This window comes from Acidisphaera sp. L21, assembly GCF_009765685.1.
Classification (GTDB): Bacteria; Pseudomonadota; Alphaproteobacteria; order Acetobacterales; family Acetobacteraceae; genus LMUY01.
This window is the reverse complement of the sequence record NZ_LMUY01000145.1, coordinates 351827-368565: the sequence shown is the minus strand read 5'-3', so window position 1 is coordinate 368565 and position 16739 is coordinate 351827. Positions and strand designations below refer to the sequence as shown.

At 65.2% G+C, this 16739-nt stretch carries 13 protein-coding genes; 5 read left to right on the top strand and 8 right to left on the bottom strand.

Annotation, left to right across the window (positions count from 1 at the left end):
• A complete protein-coding gene (locus GSQ76_RS28285; protein WP_158747383.1) occupies window positions 1–3144 on the top strand; it encodes an efflux RND transporter permease subunit in 3144 nt (1047 codons plus the stop codon).
• An 11-nt stretch (window positions 3145–3155) separates the two neighbouring features.
• Complete coding sequence (locus tag GSQ76_RS28280) at window positions 3156–6254, top strand: efflux RND transporter permease subunit (protein WP_158747382.1); 3099 nt, start codon at window positions 3156–3158, stop codon at window positions 6252–6254.
• Between the two features lie 112 nt (window positions 6255–6366).
• Here GSQ76_RS28280 and GSQ76_RS28275 read toward each other — a convergent pair whose 3' ends face one another.
• Genes GSQ76_RS28275 through GSQ76_RS28265 form a run of 3 tightly spaced genes read right to left on the bottom strand, consistent with a single transcriptional unit; the run spans window position 6367 to window position 9424 of the window.
• A complete protein-coding gene (locus GSQ76_RS28275; RefSeq protein ID WP_158747381.1) occupies window positions 6367–7188 on the bottom strand; it encodes a carbohydrate ABC transporter permease in 822 nt (273 codons plus the stop codon).
• Complete coding sequence (locus GSQ76_RS28270) at window positions 7185–8105, bottom strand: carbohydrate ABC transporter permease (RefSeq protein WP_158747380.1); 921 nt, start codon at window positions 8103–8105, stop codon at window positions 7185–7187. Before GSQ76_RS28270 ends, GSQ76_RS28275 begins: the two co-directional genes overlap by 4 nt.
• Complete coding sequence (locus GSQ76_RS28265; RefSeq protein ID WP_158747379.1) at window positions 8102–9424, bottom strand: sugar ABC transporter substrate-binding protein; 1323 nt, start codon at window positions 9422–9424, stop codon at window positions 8102–8104. The genes GSQ76_RS28270 and GSQ76_RS28265 overlap by 4 nt, the downstream gene beginning before the upstream one ends.
• A 116-nt stretch (window positions 9425–9540) precedes the next feature.
• On the opposite strand from GSQ76_RS28265, the gene denD reads away from it, so the two are divergent.
• A complete protein-coding gene (gene denD, locus GSQ76_RS28260) occupies window positions 9541–10476 on the top strand; it encodes a D-erythronate dehydrogenase (RefSeq protein WP_158747378.1) in 936 nt (311 codons plus the stop codon).
• Window positions 10477–10531: 55 nt separating this feature from the next.
• Here the strand turns inward: denD and GSQ76_RS31475 are convergent, their stop codons facing one another.
• The 4 genes from GSQ76_RS31475 to GSQ76_RS28240 all read right to left on the bottom strand — a co-directional run bounded on the left by GSQ76_RS31475 (window position 10532) and on the right by GSQ76_RS28240 (window position 13714).
• Complete coding sequence (locus GSQ76_RS31475) at window positions 10532–11062, bottom strand: hypothetical protein (protein ID WP_216851330.1); 531 nt, start codon at window positions 11060–11062, stop codon at window positions 10532–10534.
• A 227-nt stretch (window positions 11063–11289) separates the two neighbouring features.
• Window positions 11290–12063: a hypothetical protein gene (locus GSQ76_RS28250; RefSeq protein WP_158747377.1), complete on the bottom strand. Its 774-nt coding sequence runs from the start codon at window positions 12061–12063 to the stop codon at window positions 11290–11292.
• Between the two features lie 159 nt (window positions 12064–12222).
• On the bottom strand, window positions 12223–12648 hold the full coding sequence (locus tag GSQ76_RS28245; protein ID WP_158747376.1) for a GFA family protein: 426 nt from the start codon (window positions 12646–12648) through the stop codon (window positions 12223–12225).
• Window positions 12649–12925: 277 nt separating this feature from the next.
• Entirely contained in the window at window positions 12926–13714 is a 789-nt protein-coding gene (locus GSQ76_RS28240; RefSeq protein WP_158747375.1) for a DUF4145 domain-containing protein, read from the bottom strand.
• A gap of 538 nt (window positions 13715–14252) precedes the next feature.
• Between GSQ76_RS28240 and GSQ76_RS28235 the strand changes: the two genes are divergently transcribed.
• Window positions 14253–14870, top strand: coding sequence for a hypothetical protein (locus GSQ76_RS28235; protein WP_158747374.1), 618 nt, complete (start codon window positions 14253–14255; stop codon window positions 14868–14870).
• Window positions 14871–14933: 63 nt separating this feature from the next.
• Here the strand turns inward: GSQ76_RS28235 and GSQ76_RS28230 are convergent, their stop codons facing one another.
• Complete coding sequence (locus tag GSQ76_RS28230; RefSeq protein WP_216851329.1) at window positions 14934–16157, bottom strand: serine hydrolase; 1224 nt, start codon at window positions 16155–16157, stop codon at window positions 14934–14936.
• A gap of 88 nt (window positions 16158–16245) precedes the next feature.
• On the opposite strand from GSQ76_RS28230, the gene GSQ76_RS28225 reads away from it, so the two are divergent.
• Window positions 16246–16739: alcohol dehydrogenase catalytic domain-containing protein (locus tag GSQ76_RS28225; protein WP_158747436.1), on the top strand; the 494-nt coding region annotated here is incomplete at its 3' end.

The window sequence follows — 16739 nt, the reverse complement described above, 5'->3', positions numbered from 1 at the left end:
GTGAACATCTCCGCCCCGTTCATTGCGCGGCCCGTGGCGACGGGGCTGCTGGCGGTCGCGGTCTTGTTGGCGGGGCTGCTGGGCTACAGTGCGCTGCCGGTGTCGGCCCTGCCGCAGGTGGACTTCCCGACCATCGAGGTGTCGACCCAGTTGCCCGGCGCCAGCCCGAGCGTGACGGCGACGCTGATCACCGCCAGCCTGGAGCGGCAGTTCGGCGAGATCACCGGGCTGTCGTCGATGGAGAGCACCAGCAGCGAGGGCACCAGCCAGATTACGCTGCAGTTCAATCTGTCCCGGTCGATGGATGGCGCGGCGCAGGACGTGCAGGCCGCGATCAACGCCGCGGCGGGGACGCTGCCGTCCACCCTGCCCTACCCGCCAGTGTATTCGAAGGTGAACCCGGCGGACGCGCCGATCGTGACGCTGGCGCTGACGTCGGACAGGGTGCCGCTGGATACGGTGGCGGATGCGGCGGACACGCTGTTGCAACCGAAGCTGAGCCAGATCGTGGGCGTGGGCAAGGTGACGGTACAGGGCGGGCTGCGCCGGGCCATGCGGGTGCGGATCGATCCGGCGCGGCTGGCGGCGTATAATTTGTCGATGGAGGATATCCGCACCGCGGTGTCCGCCGCCAACGTGAACGGGGCGAAGGGCGGGTTCGACGGGCGGGCGCAGGCGTTCGCGCTGTCCACCAACGACCAGTTGCTGACGCCGGACGCGTATCGCACGCTGGTGATCAGCTACAAGAATGGCGCCCCGCTGCGGTTGCAGGACGTGGGCGAGGTGATCGCGGATGTGGAGAATAACCGCGTCGTATCGGCCCTGAATGGCCGGCCAGCGGTGATCCTGGACATCCAGCGCCAGCCCGGCGCCAACATCGTGCAGACGGTGGCCGAAATCCGCGCGCAACTGCCGGCGCTCGAACGCTCCCTGCCGACGGGGGTGCGGTTGCAGGTGGTGCTGGACCGGACGGAGACGATCCGGGCGTCCGTGGCGGACGTGCAGTACACGCTGCTGCTGGCGATCGTGCTGGTGATCGCGGTGATCTACCTGTTTTTGGGGTCGTGGCGGGCGACGGTGATCCCCGGGGTGGCGCTGCCGCTGTCGCTGATCGGCACGTTCGGCGTGATGTCGATGCTGGGGTTCGCGCTGGATAACCTGTCGCTGATGGCGCTGACGGTTTCCACGGGCTTCGTCGTGGACGATGCGATCGTGATGATCGAGAACGTGGTGCGGTATATCGAGGAGGGGGAGGCTCCGCTGCAGGCTGCCTACAAGGGCGCCAAGCAGATCGGGTTCACCATCGTGTCGCTGACGGTGTCGCTGATCGCGGTGTTCATTCCGTTGTTGTTCATGACGGGTGTGGTCGGGCGGCTGTTCAATGAGTTTGCGGTGACGCTGGCGGTGTCGGTGGTGGTGTCGGCCGTGGTGTCGCTGACGCTGACGCCGATGATGTGCGGGCGGTTGCTGCGGCCGCTGGAGCAGGAGACCAAGCCGATCTTCATCGCCCGCTGGTTCGAAAGCGGGTTCCGCCGCACCACGAGCGGCTACCAGCGCACGCTGGGCTGGGCGCTGGCGGCGCAACCGCTGGTGCTGCTGATCGCCGGGGCGTCGTTGATCGGCACGATCGCCCTGTATGTCGTGATGCCGAAGGGTTTCCTGCCGCCGCAGGATACTGGCGTGATCGTGGCGGTGACGGAGGCGAGCCAGGGCATTTCCATCCCGGCCATGGCCAAGCTCCAGGCCCGGTTTGCCGCCATCGTCCAGCGCGACCCGGCGGTGGAGGGCGTGACGTCGTTCGTGGGCGCCGGGTCGATCAACCCGACGCCGAATTCCGGGCGGGTGACGATCGCGCTGAAGCCGCGGCGGGAGCGGGAGACGGTGAGCGTGGTGCAGGCGCGGATCCAGGCGCAGGCGAACGAAATCCCCGGGTTGTCCGTGTTCACCCAGCCGGTGCAGGACATCCAGATCGGCACCCGCATCAGCCGCACGCAATACCAGTACACGCTGGTGGATACCGATGCCGCCGAGCTGGCCAGTTGGGCGCCGCGGCTGCTGGCGCGGCTGAAGCAGGAGCCCGGGCTGCGCAACGTCGCCACCGACCAGCAGGATGAGGGGCTGGTGACCCGGGTGTCCGTGGACCGGGAGGCGGCGCAGCGGCTGGGCGTGTCGATGCAGACGATCCAGGACGTGCTGTACGACAGTTTCGGGCAGCGCCAGATCAGCACCATCTTCTCCCAGGCGAACCAGTACCGGGTGGTGCTGGAGGCCGACCCGTCGTGGCAGGCGGACCCGGCGTCGCTGCTGCGGCTACGGGTGCCGGGCGTGCTGTCGGCGCAGGGGCAGAGCACGACGAGTGGCGCAACCGTGTCGGGGGCGGCGCAGTCGCTGATTCCGCTGTCGGCGGTGGCGACAATCACGCGCGGCGTGGGGCCGCTGGCGATTACGCATCAGGAGCAGTTTCCGTCCGTCACGCTGTCGTTCGATACGGCGCCGGGCACGTCGCTGGGGGATGCGGTAGCGGCGGTGCGGGCGGCGGAGGATGATTTGGGGCTGCCGGAGACGGTCACCGGCAGTTATTCCGGCGATGCGGCGGAGTTCGAGCGATCGCTGGTGTCGGAGCCGTATCTGATCCTGGCGGCGGTGATCGTGATCTACATCGTGCTGGGCGTGCTGTACGAGAGCACGATCCATCCCATCACCATCCTGTCCACCCTGCCCTCCGCCGGGATCGGGGCGCTGTTGGCGCTGATGCTGTTTGGGCTGGACCTGTCGCTGGTGGCGTTGGTGGGCATCGTGCTGCTGATGGGCATCGTGAAGAAGAACGCCATCATGATGATCGACTTCGCGGTGGAGGCGGAGCGGGAGCGCGGGCTGTCACCGGAGGCGGCGATCGAGGAAGCCTGCCTGTTGCGGTTCCGCCCAATCATGATGACGACGTTTGCAGCACTGCTGGGCGCGCTGCCGCTGGTGCTGGAACACGGCACCGGGTCTGAGTTGCGGTTCCCGCTGGGGGTGACGATCGTGGGCGGGCTGCTGCTGAGCCAGTTGCTGACGCTGTACACGACGCCGGTGATCTACGTGACGTTCGAGCGGATGCGGGCCCGGTTCGGTGGCCGCATGCGCCCGATCGCTGCGGAGTAGGCGTTGGCCCGGTGAATTTTTCGACGCCCTTCATCCTGCGGCCAATCGGCACGATGCTGATGGCGCTGGGGTTGTTGTTGGCGGGTGCGGTGGCGTACCGGTTTTTGCCGGTGGCGCCGCTGCCATCGGTCGATATCCCGACCATCGTGGTGAGCGCGGGGCGGCCGGGTGCGGATCCGGAGACGATGGCGACCTCGATCGCATCGCCGCTGGAGCGGCGATTGGGGGAGATTGCGGGGGTGACGGAGATTACGTCGACCTCGGCGATCGGCACGACCACCATCGTGATCCAGTTCGACATCGATCGCGATATCGAGGGTGCGGCGCATGACGTGCAGGCGGCGATCAATGCCGCGACGTCGGATTTGCCGGCGGACCTGCCCTCGCGGCCGATCTACCGCAAGTTCAACCCGGCGGACGCGCCGATCCTATCGCTGGCGCTGACGTCGTCCACGCTGTCGCCGGGCCAGGTGTATGACGCGGCGGACACGATCCTGGCGCAGCGGCTGTCCCAGTTGGACGGGGTGAGCCAGGTGCAGATCAACGGGGCGGAGAAGCCGGCGGTGCGGGTGCGGGTGGACCCGGGCGCGCTGCGGGCGGCCAGCCTGGCGGCGCAGGATGTCTATACCGCGATCCGCAATGCCAACGTGACGGAGGCGACGGGAAGTTTCGAGGGCAAGGACCGCGCCGAGGATATCGAGGTGAACGGCCAGATCGCGGACGCCAAGGATTACGCCGGGCTGGTGATCAAGTCGGTGAACGGGTCCGCCCTGCGGCTGTCCGACGTGGCCAGCGTGACGGAGGATGTGGCCAATGTGCGCCTGGCGGCGTGGAGCGGGAAGACGCCGGCGATCCTGCTGAACATCAGCAAAGTGGCGGGCGCCAACGTTATCGAGACGTCGGACCGGATCAAGGCGGAGTTGCCGCATCTGTTGGCCTGGATGCCGCCGGACATCGATGTGACGATCATCGCGGACCGGACGGCGACCATTCGCGCCAGCGTGGACGACGTGCAGCTATCATTGCTGATGTCGGTGGCGCTGGTGCTGCTGGTGGTGCTGATCTTCATGCGCCGGCTGGTGCCGACGCTGGCCGCGGCGGTGACGGTGCCGTTGTCGATCGCAGGCACGCTCGCGGCGATGTGGCAGCTTGGGTATAGCCTGGACAATTTCTCGCTGATGGCGCTGACCATTTCGGTCGGGTTCGTGGTCGACGATGCGATCGTGATGATCGAGAACATCAGCACCCATGCGGAACGGGGCGAGCCGCCATTGCAGGCCGCGATCAAGGGTGCGCGGCAGATCGGGTTTACCGTGATGTCGATCTCCATCTCGCTGGTGGCGGTGTTCATCCCGATCACGTTCATGGGTGGGCTGCTGGGGCGGCTGCTGCACGAGTTTGCGATGGTGCTGACGCTGGCGATCGCGGTGTCGGCGGTGGTGTCGCTGACGTTGACGCCGATGATCATGGGGCGGTTCGGCCGGGTGCACGTGCCGGTGACGGGGTGGATGGCGTGGCTGGACGGGTGGATCGAGAGCGAGATCGCCGACATTGCCGGGCTGTATGCGCGCACGCTGACGGTGGCGCTGCGGTGGCGCCGCACGATGCTGCTGGTGACGCTGGGCTGCGCGGTGGGCACGGTGCTGCTGTACCGGGAGGTGCCGAAGGGCTTCTTGCCGCTGCAGGATACCGGGTTGATTTTGGGGAGCACGATCGCCGACCCGTCGGTGTCGTTCGTGGCGATGGAGGCGCGGCAGAAGCGGGTGGTGGACATCATTCTGTCCGACCCGGCGGTGGCGAGCGTGGGGTCGACGGTGGGGGTGAGCAGCGGGTTTTCCTCGTTGAACCGGGGGCAATTGACGGTGGCGCTGAAGCCGTTGCGCGAGCGCGGATTGTCGAGCGAGGAGGTGATCGCGCGGCTGCGGCCGAAGCTGCAGGCGATGCCGGATGTGCAGGCGTATCTGTTTTCGGCGCAGGATCTGCGCGGCGGCGGGCGTAGCGGGGGGAGCCAGTTCCAGTTCATCCTGCTGGACCCCAATTTGGCCGAGTTGCGGGAGTGGACGCTGAAGCTGCAGACGGCGTTGCAGCAGGGCGGCGGCGTGGCGGATGTGACCAGCGACCAGGACCGGTCGGGGCCGCAATCCAACGTGGTGATCGACCGGGATGCGGCGGCGCGGCTGCATCTGTCGACGACGGCGATCGACAATGCGCTGAACAACGCGTTCGCTCAGCGCCAGATCTCGACGATTTATAGCGACCGGAACCAGTACAAGGTGGTGCTGGAGGTCGACCCGGCGTTGCAGCGCGATCCGTCGATGCTGCAAAGCGTTTATGTGGGCGCGCCGGGTGCGCAGCAGGTGCCGCTGTCGGCGGTGGCGCATTTCGAGCGGGGGACGGCGCCGTTGGCGGTGCGGCACCAGGGGCAGTTCCCGTCGGCGTCGATCAGCTTCAATTTGCCGCCGGGCATGGCGCTAGGGGAGGCGACGGACCTGGTGACGCAGACGGCGCTGGCGTTGCGGATGCCGGATACGGTGAAGACGCAGTTCGCGGGAAATGCGCAGTTTCTGCAGCAATCGCTGGCGTCGGAGCCGGCGCTGATCGGGGCGGCGCTGCTGACGATCTATATCGTGTTGGGCGTGCTGTACGAGAGTTTGCTGCATCCGCTGACGATCCTGTCCACCCTGCCCTCCGCCGGGCTGGGGGCGCTGTTGGCGATCGTGGTGACGGGGGGCGAGTTGTCGGTGATGTCGATCATCGGGATCGTGTTGCTGATGGGGATCGTGAAGAAGAACGCGATCATGCTGGTGGATTTTGCGCTGGAGGCGGAGCGGGAGCGCGGGCTGTCGCCGGAAGCGGCGATCCATGCGGCGTGTCTGGAGCGGTTTCGGCCGATCACGATGACGACGCTGGCGGCACTGCTGGGGGCGCTGCCGTTGGCGTTCGCGTTCGGCACCGGGTCGGAATACCGGGTGCCGCTGGGGATCGCGATCATCGGCGGGCTGATCGTGAGCCAGGCGTTGACGCTGTATACGACGCCGGTGGTGTATCTGGCGCTGGAGCGGCTGGCGCGGGGCAAGCGGCGTCGGATCGTGCACGCGCCGGCGGAGTAGGTGGGGCTCTGCCCCACGCCCCGCCAGAGGATCGTCATCCTCTGGACACCTTATGACTAGGTGTTGAGAGGACGATTGTCCTCTCATGCGGTTTGGGGCGACGCCCCAACCTTCAACCGCCTTTGACGCCTCCGGCGGTGAGTCCGGCTACGATCTCTTTCTGCATCAGCAGGGTCAGGATCAGGACGGGGGCGGTGACCAGCAGGGCGGCGGCGGCCAGGGGGCCCCAACTGATCTGTTCGAAGGTGAGGACGTTGTAGACGGCGACTGGCAGGGTGCGGGTGTGGCGGCCGGCGAGGACGACGCCGAAGATGAAGTTGTTCCAGGAAAAGATGAAGGACAGGATCGTCGCGACGACGATGCCGGGTCGCGCGAGGGGCAAGGCGACGGTGCGGAAGGCTTGCCAGATGGTGGCGCCGTCGACGAGGGCGGCTTCTTCCAGTTCGCCGGGAAGTCCTTCGAAAAAGCCGATCATGACGTAGACGACGATTGGGACGGTGATGACGAGGTGGGTGATGAGGATCGGCAGCAGGGTGCCGGTGAGGTTCAGCCATTGGAAGAGTAGGAAGAGCGGCACGAGGTAGCTGAGGCCGGGGGTGATGCGGGCGACGAGGATGAGGGCGGCGGAGCCGCCGGCCTTGGCCTTGGCGATGCCGTAGCCGGCGGGGACGCCGACCAGCAGGGCGGCGATGGTGGCGCCGAAGGAGACGATGACCGAGTTGATGGTGTATTCGACGAAATCATTGCGCTCGAACACATCGATGAAGTTGGCCAGGGTTGGCGGGTTGGGGATGAAGACCGGGGGGAAAGCGGTGTTGTCGGCCTCGTTCTTGAGGGAGAGGGACAGCATCCAGAGGAAGACCAGGATCGCCGGGGAGACCAGCACGATGACCGAGAAATACAGGCCGAGGCGGGAGGCGAGGGATTGCTTCATGCTGCGGCTGCCTTGGCGCGGCGGGACATGAGCAGCAGCGTCACCAGCAGGATGAGCACGAAGAACACCACTACGATCGCTGAGGCGTAGCCTATGTCGTAATAGGCGAAGGCTTCCTGGTAGAGGTAGAGGTTCAGGGTTTCGCTGGAGGTGCCGGGGCCGCCGCCGGAGATGACGAAGATGGTGTCGAACGCCTTGAGGGCGTCGACGGCCCGGAGGACGAGGGCCACCATGATGAAAGGCCAGACTAATGGCAGAGTGATCTTGATGAAGCATTGCCAGGCGGAGGCGCCGTCCAGGGCTGCGGCCTCGTACGGGTCTTGCGGCAGGCTGGCCAGGCCGCCGAGGACGATGAGCATGATGAGCGGCGTCCATTGCCAGGTTTCGACCATGACCAGCGTCGGGATGACGGTGGCGCTGTCGTAGACCCAGGTGGAGGGCGGGAGGCCGATGGAGGTTAGGAGATAGTTCAGGACGCCCAATTGGGGGTGGAACATCATGGTCCAGACCAGGGCGACCGCGACGGGCGTGGCCATCATCGGGAGGATGAAAATGGTTCGGGCGAGGCCGCGCAGGGGGAAGCGCTGGTTGAAACAGACGGCGGCAATGACACCGAGGATGGTGGGGAAGATGACGGCCAGTACGGTGAAGTAGAGCGTGTGCAGGATGGCCCAGAGGAACCGCTCGTCGCTGAGCATTCGGGTGTAGTTCGCCAGGCCGACGAAGGTCATGGCGCCGCCGACGTGGAAATCCTGCACCGACATGAACAGGGTGAACAGCCACGGGAATACGATGACCGCGGCTACGACGATCCCGGCGGGGACGATGAAGAGCCGGTATCGCCTGGCGTAGTTGCGGCGGCGTTGGTGGGCGGTGGCCGGTTTGGCCGGCGCGATGGTGGCGACATGGGCGCTCATGATTTCAGCGATTTCTCCAGGATCGGCTTGAAGTTCTCGGTCGCTTTTTTCAGGGAGGACGCGACGTCGGCGCCGCCGATCATGTCGGTGAGGGCTACGCCGAAGGTGTCGCGGAATTCGGTGACGGGGATGATTTCGGGCAAGCCGAGTTGGGCGATCTTGGCGCTTTCCAGCAGGGTAGACAGCCATTCCTTGCCGAAGGGGCTGTCCTTCACCAGGTCCGGATCGGCGTAGGTGCTGAGGCGTGGGGAGGCGCCGCCGCCGGCACGGACGAGGTTGAGCAGCATCGCCTTGTTGGTGGCCCATTGGCAGAAGAGATAGGCGGCGCCTTTCGCCTTGCTGGTGGCAGCGACGCCGAGCGCGTCGGTGAAGACGGGGCAATGGTGGCCCTTTGGCCCGGCGGGCATGAGGCCGAAGCCGACGTGGTCGGCGATCTTGCTTTTGGTCTTGTCCAGCAAAGGCGGGGCGAAACCGACGCCGTCCAGCCACATGCCGATCTTGCCCTGGATGAAGCTGGTTTGGCTTTCGTTCCAGTTGAAGCCGACGACGCCGGGTGGGGCGCATTCGCGCATGATGGTCTTGTAGTATTCGCCGGCCCAGATGGCCTCCGGCGTGTCGGTGAGGAGTTTGGTGCCGTCGGCGGTGATGGTGGCCTGGTTCTGGCCGAGCAGGAAGCTGGTCCAGACGGGGACGTTGGCGTTGCGCAGGCCGCGGCCGACGAAGCCGTAGGTGCCGGTGGATTTGTCGGTGAGGGCGTGCGCGGCCTTCATCATATCGTCGAGGGTTTTCGGGAAGGCGATGCCTTTGTCGGCGAAGAGTTGCTTGTTGTAGTAGACGAGCCAGAAATCCGTCTCGAGCGGGAGGGAGTCCATGCGGCCGTCCGGCTGCGTCGCCGCGGCGATGGAGGGGGCGCTGAAATCCTTGAAATCCCAATCGGCGGGGGTGAGCGCCGGGTTGGCGATGTAGGGGCGCAGATCCTCCAGCCATTTGCCCTGCCCTACGATCCGCTTGGAGACGTGCAGGGAGAAATGGGTGACGTCGAAGGAGGGGTGGCCGGTGGAGAGTTCGAGCACCATTTTCGGGCGCTGCTGCTGCTCGGGCAGTTGTTCGGATTCGACCTTGATGCCGGTGAGCGCCTCGAACTCTTTCTGGTGCGCCTGCATGACGTCGGCGCGCGGGCTCTTGGTCATGGAAATGGTGAGGCTTTGGCCCTTGAACTGCTTCCAGTCGAAGGCTTGCTGGGCACCGACGCGTTCGACCAACGCGGGTGCAGCAAGAATTGCGGCGGCGGATTGAAGCATGCGACGGCGCTGCAGCATGATGTTTCCCCTTATCTCCCCAGTGATGCCCCGGGGTTGTTTGTTGCGCCCATGATGACGGGCGGGACGACCGCGCGCAACAATTCTGCTAGCCATTGGGAAACGGGGGAGTGGCCATGACGCATTATCTGGTTCTGGGCGCGGGCGGGATGTTGGGGCGCAAATTGGTTGCCGCGTTGACCGGCAAGCTGACGTTGCATGACATCGTGCCGCCGCCGGCGCCGCCGGGTGCGGAGGTTTCGTCGTCCGACCTATCGCAGCCTGGGGAGGCGGAGCGGCTGGTGGCGGGGCGGCCGGACGTGATCTATCACCTGGCGGCCATCGTGTCGGGCGAGGCGGAGGCGGATTTCGAGAAGGGGTATCGCGTCAACCTGGATGGGACGCGGCATTTGCTGGAGGCGATCCGCAAGGTCGGCGGGGGGTATCGGCCGCGGCTGGTGTTCACGTCATCGCTGGCGGTGTTCGGGGCGCCCTTCCCTGCCTCGATTCCCGATGATTTCAATCTGACGCCGCTGTCCAGTTATGGAACGCAGAAGGCGATCGGGGAATTGCTGGTGGCGGATTATACGCGGCGCGGGTTCATCGACGGGGTGGGGATCCGCCTGCCGACGATCTGTATCCGGCCGGGCAAGCCGAACAAGGCGGCGTCGGGGTTCTTCTCGGGCATTTTGCGGGAGCCGCTGAATGGGATGGAGGCGGTGCTGCCGGTGCCGGAGACGGTACGGCACTGGTTCGCCTCCCCCCGGGCGGCGATCGGGTATTTGCTGCATGCGGGGGCGATGGATACGGCCGCGCTGGGCGGGCGGCGGAACCTGACGATGCCGGGTATCTCGGCAACGGTGGCCGACGAGATCGAGGCGTTGCGGCGGGCGGCGGGGGATGCGGCAGTGGCGCTGATCCGGCGCGTGGCCGACCCGGCGGTGCTGGCGATCGTGGAGACCTGGCCGGAGCGGTTCGATTGCACCCAGGCATTGGCGCTGGGGTTCAAGGGCGACGCGGATTTCGACGAGATCGTGCGGATTTATCAGACGGACGAGTTAGCCGCCGGGTAGCGCGCGGCCGGTTCGGGACCGCCCTGTGGTCCCGAACCGGCGTTTTTCGTTGTTGCTAGGCTTCTGTGGCCGGGTGCTCGGGGGTGTGCGCCTCGGGCTCGGACGCCGCTGCTGCGGGGGCTTCCGCCGAAGCTTCGGCGGCGGGGGCATCCTCGGCTGGCTCGGCTTCGGCGACCGGTTCCTCGGCGACGGGTTCCTCGGCGATCGGTTCCTCAGCGACGGGTTCCTCGACGGGGGCGGCCTTCTCCGGTGGTGGCTCCTTCGAGCGGTCGCGGGCGGCGCCGAGGAAGCTGAAGATCAGGGGGTCGTGGCCCTCGAAGACGAGCTGGTATTCGGCGCCCGCCGGGGTGTGGGAGGCCTGGTCGACCTTGCCGACCTTGTGGATGACCCAGCCCTCGCCGCGGTCGACCACGGTGGGGGGCAGGTTGATGATGCGGGACGGGGGACGCTTTTCGTCCCGGCCACGGCCTGGGCCGCCTGGTCCGCCCTTGCCGCCGCCGCCACCGCTGCCGCCCTTGCGGGCGTAGAGGTCGAATTGCGCGGGGGGCGCAGCCTTCGCCTTGGGGGGGCCGGGTGTCTTAGCCATAAAACGGGTTCCTCATTTGAGCCGAAGCGTGTGGGGTCCCATAAACAAATCCGGCGGCGGGGGATATAGAGCGTGTTGGTGCGGGAGCGCCGAGGCTGCACTGCGCGGGCTGGCGTTCCTGGCCGGCGGCCAGCATCAGCATGGTGTTCGGCCCGATGCCGGCGTTGTCCGAGGATGGTTCGTAGAGGCCGGAGATGGCGTAAGGGTACGACGGTGCGGCGGGGGGCCTAGTCGTCCAGGATGTCGGCCATCGACATTTGGGCGTTGGCGAAACTGCGGCCCAGGGCAGCGGGGGTGTTGCCCTGGTAGCGGCCGAAATCTTTGCCTTCGAAGAGACCGCCAGGTCCGCGGACGATCCGGTAGCGGGGGTTGTTGACGATAGTGGCGGTGGGGCCGGCGTTGGTGAGCACCTTGCCGCCGAGTTCGACTTCTTCGGTGAAGCCGCCGGGTTTGGCCGTCGTCGCGGCGGTGCCCTTGTAGCCCTTGAGCCAGCCGACCTTGATGCTGCGACCGGCAAGCGCGAGGGCGAAATCCCTCAGGAAGTTGTTTTGGCCGACGAAGCAGGCCCTGAAGGTGATGAGGCCGACGCTGCGTAGGCCGCTGCGCCGCAGCAGGTCGGCCAACGCGTTGGCGTTTTCCACCGAGGCGTTCATGGGGAAGTCATCGGCCATGTAGGCGACGCCGTAATCGTTGCCGTGGGCGAAGATGAAGAGCTTGTCGTCCTGCGTTACCCCGGCGAGGGAGTGCGAGGCGAGCGGGGTGAACTTGCCGAGGTCGAAATTGGGAAGCCAGCCCTTGATCCGATCGCCGTCGGTCGTCTCGGTGCGGCGGGTGGAGAAGCGGTTTTGCAAGGGGATCGACTTGGCGCTGGCGTAGCTCATGGCGGAGTCGGTGATGACCTGTTTGCTGGCGCGGGATATCGCGGGCTTGTTGATCCCGACAGTGCCGCCTTTTTGGTCCTGGATGGCGAGGATGTAGTTGGAGCCGCCGAATTTGTTCATCCCCGGGGTCCTCTGTGGTTGGCTGGCGTGCCCGGCTGGCGTGCCTGGCTGGCGTGTTCGGCTCGCGTGTTCGGCTGGCCTATGCGGGCGAGGCATCGTTTCGGTTGGCGATGGTTATAGGCCGGGTATGCAGCCATGCCAAGCGGCGGGGCCGGGATGCTAGGCCGCGGAGATGAAGCGGAGGGTGCCGGCTTGGCGGGCTGGTTTGCCGCTGTCGTTCGGGTGGTTGATGCCGTCGGTGACGGGGATTTCGGGGAAATCGAATGGGCTGACGCCATCGAGGCAGGCGACGTTGACGGCGTAGAGGGATTGGTCGGAGCGGCGTTGGTGGTGGGTGTAGATGCCGCAGCGGGAACAGAAGAAATGCTGCGCGGCGCCGGTGTGGAAGCGATAGCTGGTGAGCGCGTCCTCGCCCTGGAGGATTTGGATTCCGCCCATGGCCGCCATGGCGACGACGGCGCCGCGCATTCGGCAGTAGGAGCAGGTGCAGCGGCGGATGGTGTTGAGGCCATCGGTGAGGGTGACCGAGAAACGGACGGTGCCGCAGTGGCATTGGCCGGTTTGGGGGGTGGGGGTGTCGGGCATGGGTGGGTGGTTCCGGGTCAGGCGGTTTGGGCTGCGATCATAATGCGGGGTTGTCATTGAAGGAGCGTCGTCTGCCGGGAGATATAGGGGTCGGCGGGAGTGTGGCCGATCGCTGGAGGGTGGTTTGGCCTTGGGCTCGGGGTAGGGGGCTAGATTGGTTGAGTGCAGCGGCGATGGTTGCGGCTCGCTTCGAGCATGCGCGGCTCGAGTTTGAGCACCTGTGCCCAGGCCGCTTGGAGACGATGGGCGCCTTAACGCCGATCGATGTTACGTCAACTTAGGACTTGGAAGTGTCCCGCTTTGCGATTTCAGCTCTTTTGCCCTCAGGCAAATCACCAAAGAGCTGGTCTATATGTTTAGGTCGAGTAATCATGGTATCTACAATAACATTTATAAGTCCAAATAGCTTTTTTGCCATTTCAGGATTGTCTCTAACATCAATCTGACCGGGGTGGACCGAGTCGTTACCTACGATACGAACGACATCTAGTGATTTTTGAATTCTGACATCTAGTCCCTTGGTTACCATAGCCGCAATATCATCATTAATGTTCTTTCCTTTTTCTCCTAAGTGCTTGCAAAGCTTCTGGGCGGCAAGTCGCAACAAAGCGGCGCTTCCTCTCGGAGAAGAAGTAAGAATTTGGGCAGCTTCCTCAAAATCAACGCGCACGTCATCTGGCATGTCTTCGTTGGGTTTTATATCAGGGAATACATGTGGAAATATTAAATTACTATTTCGCCAAACAGAAAATTGCTCACAACTAAAGCACTTTGAAACATCGAGATTCTCTAAGCATTTGGCATAATAGTTACTACCATCACCGACGTGTGGGAATATCTTTCCTGTCTTCTTCTTTCTAAAAAACGTCTTTGTTGCTTCATTGAAATCTGGATTATGTTTGATTTCTTCTAGCCAATCATCCAGATCATCGCGAACCTTCCAGGGAAAGCTTCCTTTCTCATAGGCGTAAGCGCAGGCGCGAAACCAGTCTTGATGAGCGAGTGCACCGCAGTGCGGGCAATTGAAAGCCTCAATGGTATCCGGGGCAATGTAGGCGGGAGGCATCCTAATACCTTTGTATCCATTATGGAAATGTTTGATAATAATCGGGAAATACCTAGATAGCAGAGAGACCAATCAACCGCTACGGATCTTGAAATCGATTCCAGACCAATCGAAGGGCGGCTTTACTAGCTCTTCATTGATAAGGTTCTCTTTAGCCGTCGCGATAAGATCGGGTGTGGCCGAAGGGCCTATGGTTGTCTCATAGCCCAACTTATAGCTGGCAATAACCTGGCCATTGCGTATGCAGTCCACAATCTTCTGAGTAGTCATCGCTCATGCCCTCGCCTTCCTCATTAGATCGAATTTGTGGCGTGCAGTGCAAGATCGTGTGTTCCAAAAATCAAGACCTTCGGGCATTTCTCTTGAGGTAATCACATCAATGAGTAACGGCACCCGAAAAATACGGCCGGATCGCCTCGCGTGTGAAACTCCCTTGAAACTCCCGCCGGTCGTGTGGTCCCTGCGATGACCCATGCGTCCCTCCCCTCCCCTTCCTGATGAGCTTACCCGTGCGCCCGAGATATTTCGGGCGGCGTTGGTGGCGGTCGTCGAGGTGGGGGTGAGTGTGGCGCGGATGGTGGGCCATGCGGCGGAGGCGGAGAGTGCCCTCGCGGAGGCGGCGGCGACCGCGACGGTGGCGGCGGGGATTGAACCCGTGGCGACTTCGTTGGCGGAGGCGATCGAGGCGGATCGGGCGGCGAGTGCGGCCGGGGAAGCCCGGCGGGATGCCGTGCGGCGGGCTGGGATCGTGGCCGCGGCCTACGACAAGGTCGCGCGCGCCATTCGGCGGACGGTTTGGCTGGCAGAAAGGCTGGATCGGGGGTGGGCGCGGCCGGGGCGGTCCGACGATCGGCAGGCCATGGCCCGGCGGCAGATTGGGCGGGCGGTGGCGGATGCGATTGCTCGCCATGCCGATGGCGAGCGGGCGGAGCGGCTGAGCGAGGCGTTTCGGGAGCGGCTGGATAGCCTCGATACGCTGGAGGAGCTCGGCGATCGGCCGGTCGAGGTGATCGTTCGGGAGATCTGCCGGGATTTGGGGATCGATCCGGTGCGGGTGAATTTCAGCCGGGCGGCGACGCCTGTGCCGGGCTGGGCCTCATCGGCTGAGACGCCCGACCCGGACGGCGCCCCTCCCCCACTCCGCCCCCCTATTTAAAAGGGGGCCGGGGGACGACTGTCCTCCGGTGGGGTTTGGGGCGACGCCCCATGCTTCATGCTGTCAATCCAACACAGCCGCGTAGGTCAGCACCCTCAGCTCCCGACGGATCGGGTAGGTGGAGGATGGCATGAGCTGGGTGAGCAGAACCACGGCCATGTCCTCGGCCGGGTCGACCCAGAAGGCGGTGCTGGCGGCGCCGCCCCAGGCGAATTCGCCGGGGGTGCCGAGGATTTGGGCGCGCGCCGGGTCGAGGGTGACGGAGAAGCCGAGGCCGAAGCCGACACCGGCGTAGCTGCTCTCGCTGAATCTTGGCATGCCCATGGCGGCCATGTCGCCGTTGAGGTGGTTGGCGGTCATCAGCTCGATGGTTTTGCGGCCGACGAGGCGGGTGCCGTCGAGTTCGCCCTTGTTCAGCATGAATTGGCAGAAGCGCATGTAGTCGGCGGCGGTGGCGACGAGGCCGCCGCCGCCGGAGCAGATGGGGCGGGGGGAGAGGTAGCGGCTGGTGGCGGGGTCGTCGATGAGGGCCAGGGCGCCGTTGGGGCCGCGGGCGTAGTTGGCGGCGAAGCGGGCGTGTTTTTGGGCGGGGACGTGGAAGGCGGTGTCGACCATGCCGAGGGGGTCGATGACGCGGCGTTGCAGGTAGTCGCCGAAGGGTTCGCCGGAGATCACGGCGACCAGGTGGCCGAGGACGTCGGTGGCGACGCTGTAATTCCACTCGGCGCCGGGTTGGGCGAGGAGCGGGAGGGCGGCGAGTTGTTCGACCAGTTCGCCAAGGGTGCATTCGGCGGCGCCGAAATCGATGGCGTGCTCGCGGTAGGCGGCGTCCACCAGGGTCGATTGCATGAAGCCGTAGGTGAGGCCGGAGGTGTGGGTGAGCAGGTCGCGGAAGGTAATCTCGCGCGCTGCGGGGACGGTGTCGATCTTGCCGCGCTGGCCGCCGGAGGCGACGCGCATGTGGGCGAAGTAGGGGAGGAAGCGGGAGATGGGGTCGTCGAGTTGGAAGCGGCCTTCCTCGTACAGCATCATGATGGCGAGGCTGGTGAGCGGCTTGGTCATCGAATAGATGCGGACGATGGTGTCGGGCGTCATGGGCTGGCTGGTGGCCTGGTTGGCCATGCCGCAGCAGTGAAGGTGGGCGATGCGGCCGTGGCGGGCGACCATGGTGGTGACGCCGGCGAGCTTGCCGTCATCGACCAGGCGCTGGGCCCAGTCGGACACTCGGGTGAGTTGGCGGGAGGAGAGGCCGACATCCTCCGGCTTGGTGCCCATGTTCGTGTCCATGCGGTGCTCTCCTGTTTGTCCCGGTGGTTTGACACTAGCCCGGGCGGCTCCGATCGTCAGGCCCAAATGACGCGAGGGAGTGCTGGTGATGCGGGCGATGGTGGTTGGCGATAACGGGTTGGATCTGCGGGATGTGCCGGTGCCGGTGGCGGGGCCGAACCAGGTGTTGGTGCGGGTGCGGGCGGCGGGGTTGAACCGGGCGGAGTTGGGGATTGCGGCCGGGCACGCGCATGGCGCGATCGGCGGCAAGGGCATCGTGATCGGGATGGAGTGGTCGGGCGAGGTAGCCGGCGTGGGGCCGGGTGTGCCGGGGTTGCGGGAGGGCGACCGTGTCATGTGCTCGGGCTCTGGCGGGTGGGCCGAGTATGCGCTGGCGGATTATGGCCGGGTGAGCAAGTTGCCAGACAACAACATGGGGTGGGAGCAGGCGGCGACGCTGCCGATCGGGCTGCAGACCATGCACAACGCGGTGGTGACGGCGGGGGGCATGGTGGCGGGCGAGGCGGTGCTGATCCAGGGTGCCAGTTCGGGCGTGGGGCTGATGGGGATGCAGATCGCCAAGGCAATGGGGGCTCGGCTGGT

Bases quoted from the DNA above. Each gene is read 5' to 3' on its own strand.
- GSQ76_RS28275 (WP_158747381.1), bottom strand. From the start codon at position 7,188: ATGAAGCAATCCCTCGCCTCCCGCCTCGGCCTGTATTTCTCGGTCATC.
- GSQ76_RS28270 (WP_158747380.1), bottom strand. From the start codon at position 8,105: ATGAGCGCCCATGTCGCCACCATCGCGCCGGCCAAACCGGCCACCGCC.
- GSQ76_RS28265 (WP_158747379.1), bottom strand. From the start codon at position 9,424: ATGCTGCAGCGCCGTCGCATGCTTCAATCCGCCGCCGCAATTCTTGCT.
- denD (WP_158747378.1), top strand. From the start codon at position 9,541: ATGACGCATTATCTGGTTCTGGGCGCGGGCGGGATGTTGGGGCGCAAA.
- GSQ76_RS31475 (WP_216851330.1), bottom strand. From the start codon at position 11,062: ATGGCTAAGACACCCGGCCCCCCCAAGGCGAAGGCTGCGCCCCCCGCG.
- GSQ76_RS28250 (WP_158747377.1), bottom strand. From the start codon at position 12,063: ATGAACAAATTCGGCGGCTCCAACTACATCCTCGCCATCCAGGACCAA.
- GSQ76_RS28245 (WP_158747376.1), bottom strand. From the start codon at position 12,648: ATGCCCGACACCCCCACCCCCCAAACCGGCCAATGCCACTGCGGCACC.
- GSQ76_RS28240 (WP_158747375.1), bottom strand. From the start codon at position 13,714: ATGCCTCCCGCCTACATTGCCCCGGATACCATTGAGGCTTTCAATTGC.
- GSQ76_RS28230 (WP_216851329.1), bottom strand. From the start codon at position 16,157: ATGGACACGAACATGGGCACCAAGCCGGAGGATGTCGGCCTCTCCTCC.